The organism is Alicyclobacillus acidoterrestris, from assembly GCF_022674245.1.
Taxonomy (GTDB): Bacteria; Bacillota; Bacilli; order Alicyclobacillales; family Alicyclobacillaceae; genus Alicyclobacillus; species Alicyclobacillus acidoterrestris.
Genome location: NZ_CP080467.1, coordinates 2,407,141 through 2,424,703, shown reverse-complemented (window position 1 = coordinate 2,424,703; position 17,563 = coordinate 2,407,141). Strand labels below are relative to the sequence as shown.

The 17,563-nt window shown below is 50.2% G+C and carries 19 protein-coding genes and 1 pseudogene; 11 read left to right on the top strand and 9 right to left on the bottom strand.

Annotation, left to right across the window (positions count from 1 at the left end):
- Positions 1-19 precede the first annotated feature (19 nt).
- Together aroF and K1I37_RS11580 are read left to right on the top strand one after the other, a co-directional pair.
- The gene (aroF, locus tag K1I37_RS11585) at positions 20-1,051 is read left to right on the top strand and encodes a 3-deoxy-7-phosphoheptulonate synthase (protein ID WP_021298408.1); all 1,032 of its coding nucleotides are present in this window, start codon (positions 20-22) and stop codon (positions 1,049-1,051) included.
- A complete protein-coding gene (locus K1I37_RS11580; protein ID WP_021298409.1) occupies positions 1,051-1,911 on the top strand; it encodes a prephenate dehydrogenase in 861 nt (286 codons plus the stop codon). Before aroF ends, K1I37_RS11580 begins: the two co-directional genes overlap by 1 nt.
- Positions 1,912-2,851: 940 nt before the next feature.
- On the opposite strand, the gene K1I37_RS11575 is transcribed toward K1I37_RS11580, so the two are convergent.
- Together K1I37_RS11575 and K1I37_RS11570 are read right to left on the bottom strand one after the other, a co-directional pair.
- The gene (locus K1I37_RS11575; RefSeq protein ID WP_206920083.1) at positions 2,852-4,078 is read right to left on the bottom strand and encodes an IS256 family transposase; all 1,227 of its coding nucleotides are present in this window, start codon (positions 4,076-4,078) and stop codon (positions 2,852-2,854) included.
- A 97-nt stretch (positions 4,079-4,175) separates the two neighbouring features.
- A pseudogene (locus K1I37_RS11570) lies at positions 4,176-5,198 on the bottom strand (IS256 family transposase); the annotation flags it as partial.
- Positions 5,199-5,469: 271 nt separating this feature from the next.
- Between K1I37_RS11570 and K1I37_RS21895 the strand changes: the two are divergent.
- Positions 5,470-5,790 (top strand): hypothetical protein, encoded by a 321-nt coding sequence (locus tag K1I37_RS21895; RefSeq protein WP_407653159.1) that lies wholly within the window; start codon positions 5,470-5,472, stop codon positions 5,788-5,790.
- 56 nt (positions 5,791-5,846) lie between these two features.
- Here the strand turns inward: K1I37_RS21895 and K1I37_RS11565 are convergent, their stop codons facing one another.
- On the bottom strand, positions 5,847-6,296 hold the full coding sequence (locus K1I37_RS11565) for an integrase core domain-containing protein (protein ID WP_242215906.1): 450 nt from the start codon (positions 6,294-6,296) through the stop codon (positions 5,847-5,849).
- Here K1I37_RS11565 and K1I37_RS11560 point away from each other — a divergent pair.
- Positions 6,282-6,827: a Mu transposase domain-containing protein gene (locus K1I37_RS11560; RefSeq protein WP_021295529.1), complete on the top strand. Its 546-nt coding sequence runs from the start codon at positions 6,282-6,284 to the stop codon at positions 6,825-6,827. The two genes, K1I37_RS11565 and K1I37_RS11560, sit on opposite strands and share 15 nt — an antisense overlap.
- Positions 6,821-7,597, top strand: a complete 777-nt coding sequence (gene istB / locus K1I37_RS11555; protein ID WP_021295528.1) for an IS21-like element helper ATPase IstB — start codon at positions 6,821-6,823, stop codon at positions 7,595-7,597. Before K1I37_RS11560 ends, istB begins: the two co-directional genes overlap by 7 nt.
- 48 nt (positions 7,598-7,645) lie before the next feature.
- Here the strand turns inward: istB and K1I37_RS11550 are convergent, their stop codons facing one another.
- The 4 genes from K1I37_RS11550 to K1I37_RS11535 form a co-directional block, all read right to left on the bottom strand.
- Complete coding sequence (locus K1I37_RS11550) at positions 7,646-7,834, bottom strand: transposase (protein ID WP_021295527.1); 189 nt, start codon at positions 7,832-7,834, stop codon at positions 7,646-7,648.
- Between the two features lie 50 nt (positions 7,835-7,884).
- A complete protein-coding gene (locus tag K1I37_RS11545) occupies positions 7,885-8,103 on the bottom strand; it encodes a hypothetical protein (protein ID WP_152498733.1) in 219 nt (72 codons plus the stop codon).
- Positions 8,104-8,252: 149 nt separating this feature from the next.
- Positions 8,253-9,551 (bottom strand): hypothetical protein, encoded by a 1,299-nt coding sequence (locus K1I37_RS11540; protein WP_152498732.1) that lies wholly within the window; start codon positions 9,549-9,551, stop codon positions 8,253-8,255.
- 202 nt (positions 9,552-9,753) lie between these two features.
- A complete protein-coding gene (locus K1I37_RS11535; protein ID WP_152498790.1) occupies positions 9,754-10,302 on the bottom strand; it encodes a hypothetical protein in 549 nt (182 codons plus the stop codon).
- 272 nt (positions 10,303-10,574) lie between these two features.
- Here K1I37_RS11535 and K1I37_RS11530 point away from each other — a divergent pair, with 272 nt between their 5' ends.
- The 6 genes from K1I37_RS11530 (at position 10,575) to K1I37_RS11510 (ending at position 15,244) form a co-directional block, all read left to right on the top strand.
- The gene (locus tag K1I37_RS11530) at positions 10,575-10,721 is read left to right on the top strand and encodes a hypothetical protein (RefSeq protein ID WP_161624355.1); all 147 of its coding nucleotides are present in this window, start codon (positions 10,575-10,577) and stop codon (positions 10,719-10,721) included.
- Positions 10,673-10,891 (top strand): hypothetical protein, encoded by a 219-nt coding sequence (locus tag K1I37_RS21890; protein WP_407653222.1) that lies wholly within the window; start codon positions 10,673-10,675, stop codon positions 10,889-10,891. Before K1I37_RS11530 ends, K1I37_RS21890 begins: the two co-directional genes overlap by 49 nt.
- Entirely contained in the window at positions 10,881-11,036 is a 156-nt protein-coding gene (tnpB, locus tag K1I37_RS11525; RefSeq protein WP_021296775.1) for an IS66 family insertion sequence element accessory protein TnpB, read from the top strand. Before K1I37_RS21890 ends, tnpB begins: the two co-directional genes overlap by 11 nt.
- Positions 11,037-11,480: 444 nt before the next feature.
- A complete protein-coding gene (locus K1I37_RS11520) occupies positions 11,481-13,202 on the top strand; it encodes a DEAD/DEAH box helicase family protein (RefSeq protein WP_021296774.1) in 1,722 nt (573 codons plus the stop codon).
- Complete coding sequence (locus K1I37_RS11515) at positions 13,129-14,505, top strand: helicase-associated domain-containing protein (protein ID WP_031218732.1); 1,377 nt, start codon at positions 13,129-13,131, stop codon at positions 14,503-14,505. Before K1I37_RS11520 ends, K1I37_RS11515 begins: the two co-directional genes overlap by 74 nt.
- A gap of 169 nt (positions 14,506-14,674) precedes the next feature.
- A complete protein-coding gene (locus K1I37_RS11510; protein ID WP_021296772.1) occupies positions 14,675-15,244 on the top strand; it encodes a YpiB family protein in 570 nt (189 codons plus the stop codon).
- 174 nt (positions 15,245-15,418) lie between these two features.
- On the opposite strand, the gene K1I37_RS11505 is transcribed toward K1I37_RS11510, so the two are convergent.
- Both K1I37_RS11505 and K1I37_RS11500 read right to left on the bottom strand, forming a co-directional pair.
- Positions 15,419-16,288 (bottom strand): YitT family protein, encoded by an 870-nt coding sequence (locus K1I37_RS11505; RefSeq protein WP_021296771.1) that lies wholly within the window; start codon positions 16,286-16,288, stop codon positions 15,419-15,421.
- A 79-nt stretch (positions 16,289-16,367) separates the two neighbouring features.
- A complete protein-coding gene (locus K1I37_RS11500; RefSeq protein WP_021296770.1) occupies positions 16,368-17,417 on the bottom strand; it encodes a YkvI family membrane protein in 1,050 nt (349 codons plus the stop codon).
- Between the last annotated feature and the right edge of the window lie 146 nt (positions 17,418-17,563).

Genomic DNA, 17,563 nt, shown 5'->3' with positions numbered 1-17,563 from the left:
TAGGAGAGGGAGATTTCAGATGATTGTGGTCATGAAGGAAGGGTGCACCAAAGCAGAAATTGAAAACGTGATGCAAGTCTTGCGGCAAAAAGGATTTGGCGCGCACTTGTCGGAGGGCGAAGAGCAGACTATCGTCGGGGTGATTGGTCCAAAAGACCGCGTGCGCGAACTCGGCATTGAGAACATGAGTGGCGTCGAGAAACTCGTACCTGTGAGCAACCCGTTTAAGCTGGCGAGCAGGGCCTTCCACCCGGATGACACGAAAATCAAGGTGCTCCATCACGTCATTGGCGGTGACGAGCCAACGATTATCGCTGGTCCCTGTTCTGTCGAGTCACGGGAAGGACTCATCGAGATTGCAAAAGCTGTGAAAGCGAGCGGTGCACAGTGGTTGCGCGGCGGGGCATACAAGCCGCGTTCGTCCCCGTACTCGTTCCAAGGGTTGGGTGAAGAAGGACTCAAATATCTGGCCGACGCTCGAGAGGCGACCGGACTGGGAATCGTCTCGGAAATTATGGAACCAGGCTTGGTTGAGCTCGTCGCGAGCTACGTCGACGTCCTTCAGATTGGCGCACGCAATATGCAAAATTTCGCCTTGCTCAAGGCAGTCGGAAAAACTGATAAACCGGTGCTCTTGAAGCGCGGGTTCTCCAATACGATTGAAGAATGGTTGATGTCCGCCGAATACATCTTGGCGGAGGGCAATCCGAACGTGATTCTGTGTGAGCGCGGTATCCGCACGTTTGAAACGTATACGCGCAATACGCTCGATTTAAACGCAGTCCCTGTCGTGCAGCACTTGTCTCATCTACCTGTGATGGTTGATCCGAGTCACGGTGTCGGCCACGCACGCTATGTCGCGACGATGGCCCGGGCAAGTATTGCAGCAGGGGCGGCGGGCGTCATTGTCGAAGTACATCCGAAGCCAGAGGCCGCGTGGTCAGATGGCAGCCAAACCCTGACCCTTCAGGCGTTTGACGAAATGGCAGGGCAACTTCGCCAACTCCACGCGTTGACGCAATCCTTTCAAAAGACGACCGTGAATGTGTGATGAATGAAGAACTTCGTCGGGTTTTGATTCTTGGTGGCGGCTTATTGGGTACGTCTTTTGCACTCGCGGTGCATCGGGCGTGCCCCGACGCCGTCTTGGAGTGCATTGAACCGAATTCCGAACACGCCGCGCGATTGGCGCAACTCGGGGTCAGCAAGCACATTTATTCGCGCCCTGCAGAGGTGACGGCGACTTACGATCTCGCTGTGCTCGCTGCACCAAGTTCTGTCTGTGTGGCTCATCTGGATTTTGCCGCGCGTCACGCGACATTTGTCATGGATGTGTGTAGTATCAAACAGCCCCTTTGTGACGCGGCAGAAAGCTTGCATTTACATAAGCAGTTTGTGCCATCCCACCCGATGGCGGGCAAGGCGATTGAAGGTCCAGTCGGAGCGGACGCAAGTTTGTTTGTGGACAAGACCTGGCTGTTTCTTGAGGATTGGACACCACCGGCTGTTATCGTTCGCCTTGTCGAAGCGGTTGGGGCGAAACCGTTCTACGTCGCGGATGCGGCAGCGCACGATGCAATGGTTGCGTGCGTGAGCCACGGAATTCATATCACGTCACTTTCTGCGATGCTCGCGAATGACGATTGGCGACGCGCGAAGTATCCCGGACTCCCCGATGTGAGCGGCCCCGCGTTTTGGGATATTACGCGACTGGCTTCGTCACCTGCTGCGTTTTGGGCCGATACGCTGATAGCGAATGCGGACAACGTCGTACAGTATCTGCAGACGCTGCAAATGTATCTGAGTCGCTTTGAGCAAGCGTTGTCTTTGCGGGATAAAGAAAACATCGTGACACTACTCGAAACAGCGCGTTTGGCACGAAATGAGTGGTCGGACAATCCCCATTCCTAAGCTTGATTTCCCACCCTTGTCTCGAGGGTGGGGATTCCGCAAAAAGAATGTGAAAACACAAACAAATAGTGTTGACAGCGCTTCCATCATCGTATAAAGTAGTTGTCGAAGGGTGTTTTGTTCTGATTTCTCTCCACTCCTAGCAGAATCTCCTTTTGGGAGTCCGTGAAAGCGGATTCCTATTTTTTTGCCCTTGTCGGGCGGGATTTATTCGTGGTTTATTTTGGATTAATTTGGTAAAAGAGATCTTTAAGAAAGTCAAATAATCCACATAATATTCAAAAAAACAATATTTACTGTGAATGAGGCTATTGCCCATTCGACCCTTAGGGGTGTGTTGAGTGTCTGATGCTTCGATGGATTAGAGACGATAAATTAGAAGCTGAATTACGTGATAGTCCCTACATTCAGCGATAATATTCCCTCGTATCAAATAAAAACTGCAACTGAAATGCAGGATGTTGTAAAGGTTGATTGTACTGTAGATTTGGGTTCATTGGCGCATGTAATGGAGCGCTTTTTGTCAGAGAGGAACCAAACTTTATGGGGTGTTGGAGTCTATACAAACTGAGATGAGGGAGTCGGTGCAACAAAAAGACGTCCGATGGAGTTGAGCACTTTTACTGGACGGCAAGTAATGCGCAAGTTACCATTGGTGGACAAACTGTAAACATTGATTCGAGTAGCAATTTTACGGTGACCTTACCGAACAAGTCCTAAATGTGGTGTAAATTCGCCCTCCGGCAGATTTGAATTATGTCAACCTATTTGACTAATCTTCGATGCCTCTTTGTTTTTCTTCAGTTGCTCCTCACGCTACGCGAAATACTACATCATGTCGAGATACTTGTGTCCCGACTGCCATTTCTCGTCGATTTCCATGAGTAGCGGGTGGTGTCCCGTCAAGTGGTGTAAATTGAGTGCAACCACTTCGTGTCGGCTATTTATGCAAAACTGACGTTGGCGCCAGTAATTGCGGTTCTTGAGTGCTCATGAGTTTTGCCATTGACTCTCGGCTAAAGTAGCGCCTTGCTACAATCCATTCATCGTTCTGTTCCTGGAGGATTGCTCCGCCTAGACGAATGACAGACTCTCGGTTCGGGAAGATACCAACGACATCGAAGCGTCGCCTGAGTTCACGATTTAAGCGCTCAAGTGGGTTTGTCGAGCATATCTGTTTCCAGTGTTCCTTCGGGAATGCCATGTACGCTAGCACGTCTTCCTCTGCACGTTCCAAGACATCCATCGCCTTTGGAAACTTTCCACGAAGTTGCTCTACGACCACATCCAGTTGCTGTTTGGCTGTTTCCTGTGTTGGCTGAGCGAATATGGTCCGGACAATAGACGAGACCATCGGTTGCGACGCTCTAGGCACCTGGCTGAGGATGTTGCGCATTGTATGAACTCGACAGCGCTGCCAGGTCGCTCCGGTCAACGCAGAGCCAATCGCACTGCGCAGTCCTTCGTGAGCATCACTAATTACCAGCTGTACACCACGCAACCCACGCGCAACCAGACTTCGGATGAATGTCAGCCAAAACGAGCCATCCTCACTAGTCCCAATGTCAAACCCCAACACCTCACGCTCACCGGTGTCTCGCACGCCAATTGCAATTACAAATGCCATACTCTGAACTCGTCCGCCTTCACGGACTCTCGGGAATGTCGCATCCAACCATAGATATGGGTATGTCCCCTCAAGTGGGCGGTTTTTAAATTCCTGCACTACTTCGTCTAACTCTTTGCAGATACGAGATACTTCACTCTTGCTAATTCCTTGAATGCCCATAGACTCAACCAACTCGTCCACCTTGCGGGTGCTCACACCATGCACATACGCCTCTTGAACAACGGACAGCAACGCCTTCTCAGCTTTCCGCCGAGGCTCTAGCATGCTGGGGAAGTAGCTTCCTTTCCGAAGCTTCGGAATCTGCAAATCAATCGTTCCGACACGGGTGTCCCATTCCCGTTCTCTGTAACCATTACGGCTATTGCTGCGTTTCTCACTGCGCTCATACCGTTCAGCGCCAATCAAGGAGCTCACTTCAGCCTCCATCACTGCCTGGGTTAGGACTCTCAGCCCTTCCTTCAAAAAATCGACATCACCATCTTCTAATCCGATCTTGCGAATTAACTCCAAAAGTGCGATCTTGTCTGTAGAAGCCATCGATGTGCCTCCCTACTAATTGCTCGACACTTTTAGTAGATTGCACTCGATGGCTTTTTCGTCAAGATCTAGCCGTGGAATTTACACCACTACCTAAGACTCTAACGAGTAGCGCACCAATCAGGAGCAGGACCGAATCACGATTCGGATAGATGCGAATCACTCGATCTCGCCTGCGTATTTCTTCGTTCAGTCGCTCCATTCCATTGGTTGTCCGCAGTCGCTTTCGGTATCGCTCTGGTAACGACAAGACCGCCGTGATGTTGTCAAATCCATTCTCGAGGACCTGGATGGCCTTCGCTGCTTTCTCGCCGTAATCCGCGACGACTTGATTCAGCAGCAACCTTGCTGTCTCCACATCAGGCGCGTCCAGCTGCCACGTTGCGCCTTGGAACTGCGCTTGCAATGCCTTCACAAGCCCACTGTGACTGTCGGAGACCACAATATCGACACCTCGCAAATCGCGACTCTTCAGCCAAGAGAAGAACTCAGACCAGCTTGACTCAGATTCGCTGTCGCCAAGCATGATGTCAAGCATCTCACGATATCCTTCATCGTTGACGCCGGTCGCTATCATCGCCGCTCTCGAACGAACTCTCCCATCCTCCCGAATCTTCAGAACCATGACATCCACCAAGACAAACGGATATCTTCGATCCTTCAGATTTCGACCATTCCATGCATGGACGATGGGGTCAAGACGTTTACAAAAATCGGATACGGTGGATGTCGAGAACTCCGTGCCACAAAGTTCCTCCGTAATCGCGGTAATCTTTCTCGTGGACACGCCGTTGACGACCATCTCCACCAGCGCAAGCAACAGAGCTTATTCATTACGTTGGTAACGGGCAAACAGCTCTGTGGAAAAGTTTCCGTTACGCAGACGGGGAACACGTAGCGTAATCGTGCCCACGCGCGTTGTCAGCGGATGCGGGCCGGTTCCATTCCGATAACCCTGGCGCTCCTCAGAACGCTCATATGGCTCCGCCTGAAGCTGTTCGGACGACTGTGCCTTAAGAATCTGGTTCAAGACCTGCTCCAGCAGTTGGGACATCCCCTTATCCCCAGAAAACAAGCCTTTCAAAATTTCATCGTCCACGGTAATGTTGTACTGTGCCACTATCGTATCCTCCTAGTAGATTAGTTCTCAGCAAACTCATTCTACCAAAGAGGGACGAGGTGGCACTTTCACGTTGTCACCTAGCGCGTCCACTGAATTTACACCAATTATACGGACTCAACTGGTTTGCGCGTACCTAATAGTCACACATGGTTTGGAGGCACTCAATGAAGACAGTGCGATGGTATAATTGGGCAAACTGATAATATAATATGCTACTCATTTGCTGACATATTTAATATGAAATCGTATAAGCTAGGAGGTCTCTTTCGTGAAAAGATGGATCATAGGAGGTTCAATAGTAACGGTCGCAATAGCCGGAATAATTAGTTCTGTTCTGTACAGATCTCACAATCAGAGTAATGGAGTGGTTAGTAGTCATTCGCAGTCAGATATAAGCTCGTCTGTAAATCTAAATTCGCTCTCGCCCATCGGAACCCCAACGACTTCCGAAAAGCAACAGGTTTTCCATAAAGTATGGCAATTATTTAATACATATTATCCTAATTTCGCGATGAAGGGGTTGGACTGGTCGGCTGAAAAGTCCAAGCGGGTCAACCCCTTCTTATTGGACAATCGCTCTTTTTTGTAGAATGATTTAATATTCCGACACCCATTTATCCGCATCCAGGATTTCTCGTTTGCGCATTAGACGCGAACTGGTTTTACTGGCATCAGTCCGCTCGTCAGATGCCGTTGGTGAAACTCAATCGGTGACAAGTAATGAATGCTTGAATGAATTCGAGCGCTGTTATACCACTTCATGTACGTGTCCACAGTCTCGTACGCCTCTGCGTATGTCGCAAACTCACATGTGGATAGTCTGTCATCCTCCAGCACTCGATGAAATGACTCGATGTGTGCATTCATGTTCGGCCTTTTTGGCGGAATCCGTTCATGCTCGATTTTGAGGTCCTCGCACGCTTTCTCAAACACATGGCTGACAAACTGTGGTCCATTGTCTGAACGAACCACGGGCATGGCTTGTTCACCCGTGAATAACTTTCGTTTCCACAACGCGCTTTGTAGCGTCATGACGACGTCCTTGGCTTCACACCGCAGTCCAATGTGGTACCCGACAATTTGTCGGTCGAACACATCGATGTAGGGTTTGTCAAAGACAACTTCTGGCCCGGACGCCGCTTTACTGGAATGGCTGATCTCAACCGTCAGGCACTAACATGGTGTCAGGAACAGGACCGGCGTATTCACGGCACGACGGGCGAACGCCCTTGTGGCCTCATGCAAGATGAGCAGCTCAATCCGCTACCCTCCCCCGACCGCTTGCAGAAGTTCCTGCGGGAAGAACGCAAGGTGAGCATGGATGGCTTTGTCAGTTGGGATGGTGTTCGGTATGGGGTGCCATGGCGCTACAATGGTCGTACAGTCCTGGTTCGTCAGGTTGGGACGAAGATTGAGATTTGGGCTGAGGGCGAGTGCATTGCAACGCATGAGCGTTCGGACAGGTGGAGCGGCCTCATTCGCCTCCCCAACCAGTACGAGGGGCTCGACGCTGCAGAGGGGCGGATTGCTCCCAAGGCGATTGCGGTTCGGGTTGCGCAAACCAATGTGGAGCAACGGCCACTTGAAGTTTACGAACAGTTCGCCCTGGGGGTGGGAGCGTGCTAGAGCTGGAGAGGGTGCGGTCGCAGTTGACAGAATTGAAGCTGAACACCGCCGCAGAGCTGCTTGAATCCCGCCTGCAGACGGCGGCGCAGAAAGAGGCAACCTACGTGTCATTCCTGGCTGAGCTGCTGGAGGAAGAGCTTTCCCAGAGGCGGCATCGCTACGTGCAGACACAGGTCCAGCGTGCGCACCTGCCATACCAAAAGACGCTGGACGAGTTCGACTTCGCGTTCCAACCCAGCGTTGACAGGAGGGCGATTGAGGAGTTCGCAACACTTGGCTTTATCCAGGAGGCGTTCAACATTGTCTTCCTTGGTCCGCCCGGTGTCGGCAAGAGCCACCTTGCCGTGGCACTGGCCCTAAAAGCGCTCAGTTCCGGCTACTCCGCCTACTTCGTGAGCGTGACGGATCTGGTTGCGGATCTACGTAGAGCGAATGCAGAAAACAAGCTGGACATCCGGATGCGAAAGTATCTGCGGCCAAAGCTGCTTGTCATCGATGAGGTCGGATACTGTCCGTTTGGACGGGAAGAAGCGAATCTGTTCTTCCAACTCGTCAGCACTCGCTACGAGCACGGTAGCATCATCCTCACCAGCAACAAGAGCTTTGCAGAGTGGGGTGAGCTTTTTGGAGATACCGTGTTGGCTTCGGCACTACTAGACCGACTCCTTCACCACAGCCATATTGTCAACATCCGTGGGCAGAGCTACAGATTACGGGAAAAGGTGAGAGTCGGCGTTGGCACCCCACGAGAAACCGTGACGACGTCCTGATTCAGCGCCGCTGGGTGGGTCAAAATTAACCCGGCGAAATGGGTCAAATTAAATCCGGCGTTGACACACACGGATCTTCCCGTTTGAGAGCCCTCCATTCTGATACTGGCGCACCCAACAATTAACCACATTCGAAAGAATGTCATGCTTGCGTGCCACAATCGATACGTTTCCGTTTTCCAAACACTCTTTCACAACCTGCTCCTTAAACTGCTGAGAAAATTTACGTCTTACCACGGACAACGCCTCCTGAGTTTATTGTTCTATAAACATCGGGTATTGTCCAATTATATACCGGGGCTTAAGAGGAACAATCCTTCACTCATCCACTGCTCAATCTGTGGGATGAACGGTTCGAGTTTCGTCCTGCGCTGTGGTCGTCGCTTTGCCTCCACCGGATGACCATCCCGCAGATACTTCTTCACGGTGTTCTTCGAATGCCCCGTCTCTCTAGCCATTTCACGCCAACCCTTTCCTTCCGCCTGCAAACCTTGTAGTCTTAACACAGACCCACCTCGTAACATTTGGATTCTCCTCTCCGAAAACGGTCAGGTTCTCGAAGGGAGTTATTCAACGCAGGTGGGTCATTTTCATTCCGGCGTTGGTGGGTCAATTTTAACCCGGCGTTCACATGTGACGGAGAGGCGTAGTTTAATTAACCGCTATAGTTGGCTTGATATTGTACCGTTGGAGTCATCGATACATCTGGTGTAGGGGTGTCCGTTTCATAGTAGTTTGTTGAGTCGGTTGTTGACGAAGGAATAAAAGTATCGTACCGTACATACCCAATCAGTTTAATTGTATTCCCTTTTCCTCCATTAAACGCGAACTGTTCTGCGTAGGATTTATGTCCTTCTGCCTCGTTAAACGCGGTACCTGAAGGTAGAATATGTTGTCCATCCCCTAGGTTAAAACTTTGATTTACTTGTTCATAATATTCGTTTGAGGAGGCGATTTTAATAATATCAATGTGGATATCCTGAGCTAGAGCGTCTAAAGCTGATCCAACGTAGGGAACATAGTCTAATAACCATGACCATTCACTAATCATATTATTTCCGGTTTCAGCGGCAGGAGAAATCGTATCTGTTGGGAATGTTAATCCATATTGACTGGGATCTTGCACGGCAAGAACCGCCAAATCCACATAGCTACTAGTGTCGGCCGTATCAGCACCTGGGCTACCGGCATAGTAATTTTTGTAATAGTTGTTTAAGTAATTTTCAGCTTCGGTAGTTCCCCATACTTCAACCCGTTCAGAGCCTGAACTTGGTCCATTGAAATAATCAGAACCTCCGATTACACATGTATTTTTTCCTATACTCTTGCCCATGATTGTTTGAGTATCGTTGTTCCCTTGGAAATGCCACTCCGGACTACTTGTGGCTGCGGGCGCAATAGTTGCATTTGATGCAGTTTTGGGTGAATTAGAAGTAATGGTATTTTCATCCTGTTGCGTTAAAAAAGCGGTACCAAAGAATTCAACTACTGGTCCATTCGGATCCATTATCGTAATAGTTCCTTGGTGGTAATCAGTATTAGGTATAAAATCAAGCACTAATGTAGCTGTGCTACCTAAAATTGTAGTCTGGCCAGCTAACTTATATATAGTACCATTTGGAGAATCAAAGGTTTGAATGGTTTGGTCAGTCAGGTTAATCGGAATGCTTTGGCCTCCGATTTGCAGTACAGGAGTGTAGGTTCCATTAATGGCTGTAACATTGAGTTCTGCTTTATCCCACGAGTTCTCCGTTATGCCTAGAACTGTTTGTAATTGTTGTTCTAGACTTGAAGAAAGATTCTTATGCATGGCTGCATTGTTACTCGCTATAGTGAATGAAGTATTAGGCGAAGGGGTAAATGTCACTGAGGTAGCAGCATTCGCCATCGGCGTAGCACAAAATGCAACGGCGGTTGACAGTGATACAAAGGTCATCCAGTTCTTCAATTTCATGAAAAAACACCTCCGATGGATAATGTATTTCGTTTATATTGAGCGTTTTGCAGAATTCGATTTTTCACCGTTTCTCGCACATATATAGTGTACGAACTATCAATGGAACACTATATATAGTGTCAAATGCGTTGTGAACGTTAATTCTGCAAAACGCTCATATTAAAAACATTCGGAGGTATTTTACGGTTTTTATGGTTTTTTATATTTTGTTCCATGTAAAGGATATGGTTTGATTTTTCGGGGATGCTGACGTTTGTGTCCATTGAAGTTTTTGGGATGTAGAAAAAACAATTATAGTTGAGTTTGAGGTTTCTCCAAACCAAACGGATTGGACTAAAGCTGTCGAATCACCTTTTCCGTATGCAACAGCTGTCCCCGGCATTCCAATGTTCGCAGTGTTGGGGATCGTAAGTTCATAGTAATAAGGGGCTTTGGGGATAAGACGCCCTACAGTTGATGAACCTAATGTTTTGGCGAGGCCTGCACGTGATGCACTTGACCATGCCGGATCGCTCAACCAAAAGCTGTAATCTGGGGATTTTCCTTGACTGGCGACTCCTAGATCCAGTGTGAACGTGTTTGATGAGTCTTTCGTCGAACGAACTTTCATAACTTGCCATGTTTGTTTGATCCCAGTCACCGGTGCTTGAGGCGTATACCAATGTTTGTTTGAACATCCTGCGATACTGACGATTGTGACACATGAGCACATGATGGTTGCGATCGTGGATAGAGATTTCTTATTCATGGGTCACACACCTTTACGTAATTATCCATTGAATGCCCTGTAATTCCATAATAAAACAGCGAGTTGTAATACTCGAATAAGTTATCGCTGTACTGGGATGGTGCCTTACATCTTAGATCTAAAATGGATATTTAACAATGCATATTGTGTTTGCTGATACGGAAAATTTTTTGCAGAATACAAGTATGCGTCAAACCGATCACACCTAGTAGCAGAGGCATTGGGGCAAGATAATCTCCTTAAGAATCGGAGCCGTGAGGAGAGTGTGTATCGTGTCAAGGACAGAACTGCAACTAGAGTGGTGGCAACGACTGAAAGAATTTCAAGCCAGCGGTGAGAAACGGCTACAGCATGGTGCGCCGCTCGGAATATCAGCCTTCACCGCTTCTGGTACTGGTCCCGCAAACTTCGTACGCTGAATCAGGTGGAGCGTTCCGAAGAAATCCAGTGGCTGTCGGTAGGAATGGGCGAGCCGTCTTGGGAAGATACACTCATCGTTCAAGTGGGCAATGTCCGCATCGAAGTGGGACAGCGCTTCAATCCGGTCCTGTTACAACAAGTTGTCCAGGCGCTGACCCATGCTCAATGAGGGCCATGCTGAGCAGAAGGTTTACCTGGAATGGGATACAGCGGGATTTTGGCTGCACTATCGCCGCTTGGAGAAGGGGCGGTTTCAATGGCCGGAGAAAGCTGTCGGTGAAACGGTGACCATCCATCGTCGGGAGTTACGTTAGATCGAACTTGTAGACTATGACAAATGAAGTGGCGGAAGCCATCGAACCTTATGAATCGCTCCACCAACGAAATGTGCAATTGGAGCAAAAAGTAGAATATCTGACCCGGCAACTGACATGGTACGAGAACAGTTGCCGAACACGGAGACCAGTGATGCTGATGCAATGGCGTCGCTCATGCCGTGGTCTAAAGCCTTGCTTGAACGAACACGTCACCCGAAACGGAAATAACCTTTATGGCTCTGAAACATCCCCATCACTCGCTGGTGGGGATGTTTCATATTCTACTTCCTAGCGACGAGCTAGCCATACGTGTGCGCGCTTTGACGCTCACCCCCTGCATATGGAATCTGTCTCCTCAAACTTGCATATTTTGTCCCTTTTCAATGAAGACTACAGGATACCAGTCCTGGATGAAACGGTCCAACGTGGAAAGGAGTGTTTTTGCTGCAAATCTATCCTCAGGATGCCAAGTTCCTATATGTCACGGGAAATACGACGGGGGATGTGGAGGACGGCTCACCATTCGCCAAAATCGACCTCGTGGCGCAACGCCGTCAAAGCATGCCGCCGATGTATCTCTACGAACTGACGCACGAACGATTGTGGAACGCATGCCGCCTTGGATGGAGCGCCGCAGACGTGATTACGTTTTTGCGCGAGTACGCAGTGAGTCCACTGCCGACCAGTATGCAAAGTCATATTTGTCAGGCGATGGAACGGTGGGGGGATTTAGTTTTACAAGAGGTGAATGGACGCCTAGAACTACGCGGCAGCGCCAAGGTGCTGTCCCAGATTAGGCAGCATCCTGAAGTGGCTCGTCTACTCGTTCATGCTCGACAACAGTCGGCGATTGTTCGAGCGGATACCCGGGTAGCGCTGAAGATGGCATTGGCGAAGGCTGGTTATCCGCTTGTAGATGACCAGGTGTCGCAGGTTAAGCCACAACCCTTAGACGTCTCATTGACCCCCACTTTACAGCTTCGGCCATATCAAGCGGCGGCCGTGGAGCAATTCGTCGCCCACAAAGGGGGAGCTGGCGTCGTCGTTCTGCCGTGCGGCGCTGGGAAAACAGTCGTCGGCGTCGCGAGCCTCGCCAAGCTCCGGTGTAGCGGTCTGGTTCTGGTGCCAAACGAAGCCTCAGCCAGCCAGTGGCTCCAACATTTTCTGAACTGGACCAATCTCGATGAATCGCAAGTCGGGTTGGACGAGGGAAGGCAAGCGCTCAAACCGGTCACCATTACAACTTATCAACGCTTGATGGCAAAGCGCAGGTCCGGCGATTACGCGCATTTTCATCGGTACGCCTCTATCCACTGGGGGCTGGTGATTTACGATGAGGTTCATTTGCTGCCCGCGCCACTGACCCGGCTTGCCGCCGAACTGACGAGTGCGCGTAGACTTGGACTCAGTGCTACGTTAGTTCGTGAAGATGGGCGCACAAATGACGTGTTTTCCCTCATCGGCCCAAAAGTGTACGAAGCGCATGAGGACCAATTGACCGCCCTTGGCTTTTTGTCCGACGTGAAATGTGTAGAGGTTCAGGTTCCTCTGAGCGACGAAGTACGACAATTGTACGATGCGGCCCCATTGCGGCAAAAATATCGGATTGCGGCCGATAATCCAGACAAAATGCAGGTGATTGAGGCCCTGTGTCAGCGACACGTGAGCGCACAGATTCTCATTATGGGCCAATACACCGACTTTTTACAGCAGGTTTCAGACCGTCTCGGTTGTCCAATGCTAGATGGAGAGACACCAAAAGAACGACGATTGCACGAGTATGACCGATTTCGTCGTGGACAGACACGCATTCTCGTGCTGTCGCGCATTGCCAACGTCGCAGTTGATCTTCCCAACGCCGATGTCGCTATCCAAGTTTCCGGGTTATTTGGATCCCGACAGGAAGAAGCTCAGCGACTGGGTCGAGTCTTACGCCCGAAGCCAGGCGGGAAAAATTTTTATACCCTGGTCAGTTCCAGCACACTGGAGGAGAGAAGAGCACGCCATCGCCAACAATATTTGGTCGAGCGTGGGTTCGCCTACACACAGGTGTCCGCCGCTGATATCCTCAGCGAAGGGACGACGGTCAATGAAGTTAAACGAGTGCCTGAATCACGCGTCGGTCGACACGTTAAGGAGCGTCGCCCTGTATCAGGAGATTGACTGCTCACTGTATTCGAAGCTCGATTTGATGCAATCCATCCTCTACGCCATGCGGATTCGCGCCCACGTTTGCGAGCTGACGAAGCGTTGGATGGAAGAGTGGGGAGATCTGATGACGCGCATCAGTATGTCCAACCGACAAGTTTTCTCCGCAGAAGAGATAGAGGCGCTCTTCATGGCGACAGGTTTTGAAGCAAACGCCCTCCATCGCGCCCTTTCACAGGGGTGGTTGTTCGCGCGTCGCACACAGTCGCTGCGGCCAACTTACATCATTCCAATGGAAGTCCACGAGACCATTCGCAAATACTTGCTCGACCAGATGAAAGGACAAGTGGTCGTGCGCACGACACCGCCCATCATCCAGCAGGATGAGGCGACCTGTCTCGTTCAGGATTTCCAAACGTTCATCGACTACGTCTCCAACCATGAAATTCAACTCACCACAGGCGGCGCCATGTACAAACGTCACGTCCAACGCCTGATGGAACTGTTCTCGGTTCCTGAAGATCTGACCATTCCAGAATGGCGATTTGGTTATGGGCGACGTACACACGACTACCCAGACAGGTTGGCCTTACTGTATGATTTTGCGTACGACCAAAATTTTGTGATTGAGACTGACGAACAGACCCTGGTCGTGTCCGACGCCATTCGGGAGTGGACTGTGTTATCGCGCGCGCAACAGATGCAGCGCATCCTCCAATTTTACATTCGATTATACAGACGGCCCATTCCGCGGTTGCGCGAGATTGTGGAAATGATTCGAACCTTGGCGGAGGAGTGGGTTGAATCGAATTCAGTCCTGGCTGCTTGCGGCTCCATGGTGTCGCAGTTCTACTACGATACCAGAGAGGCCGTGTGGAATCAGCGAATTCTGAAAATGTTGACGCACCTTGGTGTCATTCGCCTAGGTTTTGATCAAGAATCTGACGAACAATGGTTTCAAATGACGAATCTCGGTCAAGAATTACTAACACAGGACGAACTTCAACTCGTAGATGAGACATCACACAGTCAAGCGTCAATCATCGTTCAGCCCAATTTTGAAGTCATGGTGACCGTTCACGACAGCCAAGTAGAATCGGTTCTGTCGCAATTTGCAGACCTGTTGAGTGCGGGCTCGATTCGGATTTACCGGATTCTCGAACAAAGTGTTCAACGGGGACTTGCGGCTGGATACGATTTTGCTCGTTGGCGAGCCACCTTGGCCCAAGCGAGTATCGGGCCCATTCCAGGTAACGTCGAACGGACGTTGATCGAGTGGGAGACGATGCACGCGTCAGAACGTCCACTCAGTTCCTGACGGATGCAACGCGCCACGGTGAATCTGTAAAAGTGAGAAAAACAGACGTCTGCAGGAAAAGTACGTGCCAAAGCAGAATACAATAAACAAACAATTCTCAACTTTTATCGTCCGTGCGACGTCCAGCCGACATCTCAGGAGATAACGTGAATCAGGGAGGAGAATGGCTATGGGAACCATCGTATCAGTTGCTGAAAAGAAACATTTCTTGCGCTGGTTTCTGGCCAATTACGATTTGCAAAGTCGTGAGGCGGAAATGCTGTTGCGTTATATGATGACACGTGAAAACGTCTTGCAACGCGTTCATTTCGTCGATAACTTTCGTCACTTTTCCCGCGTCATCGTCGTGTCGACCACGTGTGTCCATGTCGCGCCGTTTCGGTACTACCGTCGCAACAAGCCGGTGACGACGGATGTCGAGCAGGCGTTCATAGACCTGTACCAACATCCAGATGAAGACATCTACGTAGGATTGTTTTTTAAAGACCGTTCGACATGTCCAGAATTTGCAGCCGTCTTAGAGGAACCCGTGAAACCAGAGATGGATCCGGCGGTGCGAGAGATGCTATCGCTCCAAGCGGAGTGGGTGATTGACCAGTCGTTACGGGCCCATATGCGCAAGCAACTGATGAAGGAAGTTGATGACGCCCTCGACTCCGGTGACAGAACGGCTTTCATTACCGCGAGTCAGCGCCTGATCGAATTTGACCGCAGTGAGCTCACACCACTCGGTATCTGACGCCGCGCGTACCCGAACGCATGGTTGAAGTGATGGTGGGGAATCGAAAGACCAGAGCAAAATTGGAACTCTGGTCTTTTTTTGCGCGCTTTCCGTACAACAGGCTGTTCTTGCAATAGGCAGTTGTCACTTGGAGAAACGCCGTCTTTTCAATTCGGTCCGAGTGGAAAGCCCTCAGCGGCTGCGCAGCAAGCCCTTTTTGCGACGCGGATCATCGCCAAATGTAAATCCTTCCCCGGAGATTTCGTGGACGTTGCTGATGGTCACGAACGCGAGCGGATCGATCTCGTGAACAATTCGTTGAACGCGCACGACTTCTTCACGGCCAACCACACAGTAGACGACTTGGCGGTCTGTACCGGTGTAGCCGCCGGTCGCCTGAATCAGCGTTGTACCGCGCTCTAATTGCTTGTGAATCTCCTCGACGATAGCCATATGCTTGTCCGAGATGATGGTCACAGCTTTCCCATTTTGTGCGCCTTCAATCATAAAATCGATGACCCGGCTAGAGACGAAGAGTGCGACCAATGAATACATAGCGACTTGTTTTCCGATGATGATGATAACCACACAAATGACGATAAGGTCAATGGCAAACAGCGTTCTGCCCATAGCCATGCCGCGATAGTGGCGCAAAATCCGGGCGATGATATCTGCACCGCCGGTGGTTGCGCCTGTTCGAAAGATGAGCCCGAGACCAATACCGGTGACGACGCCCGCGTATAAAGCGGCAAGCAATTGGTCGTGCGTGGGGACTGCAATAAATTTGGTCACTTCACTGAAAATCGATACGCAAAGGACACCGGCGGTTGTCTTGATGACGAATTCATGGCCAAATATGCGCCACGCCACGACGAGCAATGGGATATTCAGAATGAAGAACGTCACGCCCACTGGCAGGTGAAAGATGTAGAGTAAAAGCACAGAAATTCCGACAAATCCGCCTTCGGCTAAATGATTGGCAATCAGAAACGCGTTGAGTCCAATGGAATAAATCAGCCCGCCTACGACAATCATGAGCCATTGTATTGGGTCTTTGAACATGCTTGATTTAAGCTCCTTCATCCGTAAATGCCAACACAGACCAATGTGACCTGTACGTGTGGCTATTATACGGGGCCGTTCACGCGCGGGGCAAACGGGACTTGTGAAAAGCCAAAATCAAGATGAAGAATAGGCTAACCCAGCCAAACGCGGTATATGCGTATGCCACGATTGCCCGAAACCCGACGTGGCTGAGAGCGCCTGCGATAACGAGAATCACGGCACTATACGCGAGGAACGCTTTCCGGCGACGTGTCAGTGTCACCGCCAACGCGTAGACGTTTCCAATCAACGTCGAGTAGATTTCGCCAAACAATACCGCAATGAACATCGAGGTCAACCACGGTGAAAAGTGCGATGCAATGTAGGCCATTGGGATGGCATAGGCGGTCACCTGCGGCATATAGGAAAATAGCGCAAACGCCACGGCGACAAGCATTCCGCCAAGGCCAATTGCCCCCATCACCGCGCCTTGTTTCAAGATTTTCAGGTCATTTACCTGACTTCCAAGTGGAACTAACACGCCAATCGACAAACCGATGTTCATCGCAGCGTAAAGTAAACTCGACAACCAGACTGGAAAGCCAAAGCCGTGCATTGGGCCCGCAAGTGCGGATGCGGTCACAAGTCTGTCCGTCGACAGCCACGTATGTATGGCGGTATAGAGCACGAAAACGACCAAAGTGGGGACAATCACACTGTTGACCTTCATCAGGCCATTCATGCCGAAAAACATCGTGAAAAAAGTGATGATAATTGCGACGGCCACACCGATTGTGAATGGATAATGAAAGTGCTCCTTAAACAGTTCTCCCGTTCCCGCCAACATCGCGACGGTGACCCCAAACAGCATGAACATAAAGGCGACGTCAATGATTTTTTGCAATCCGGGTTTGAACAGGTAGGCGTTGACGTCGCGAAACGACGTTGCACCCAGTGTCGCGCCTAACGCCATCAAGCGGTACCCGAGCCAGGCAAATAAGAACGTGACAAAGGCGATGGCAAGATATGCAATAGGGCCAAACCGAACAAAAAATTCGTAGACTTCCCGTCCCGACGCAAAACCAGCTCCGACGACAGTTCCGATATATACACAGGCGACTTGTAGAGCCATCCATCGCTTTGACATAACAACACACCCCTCCTATCCCGCACTTATACATATGGACAACTATCTTTAAACATGCCAGAACGCCACATCTGGACATGCTTCGCACACGACGACCATATACATGAGAGTAAATCAGGTAGATTGTCCCGTTACGCAGCCCGTGA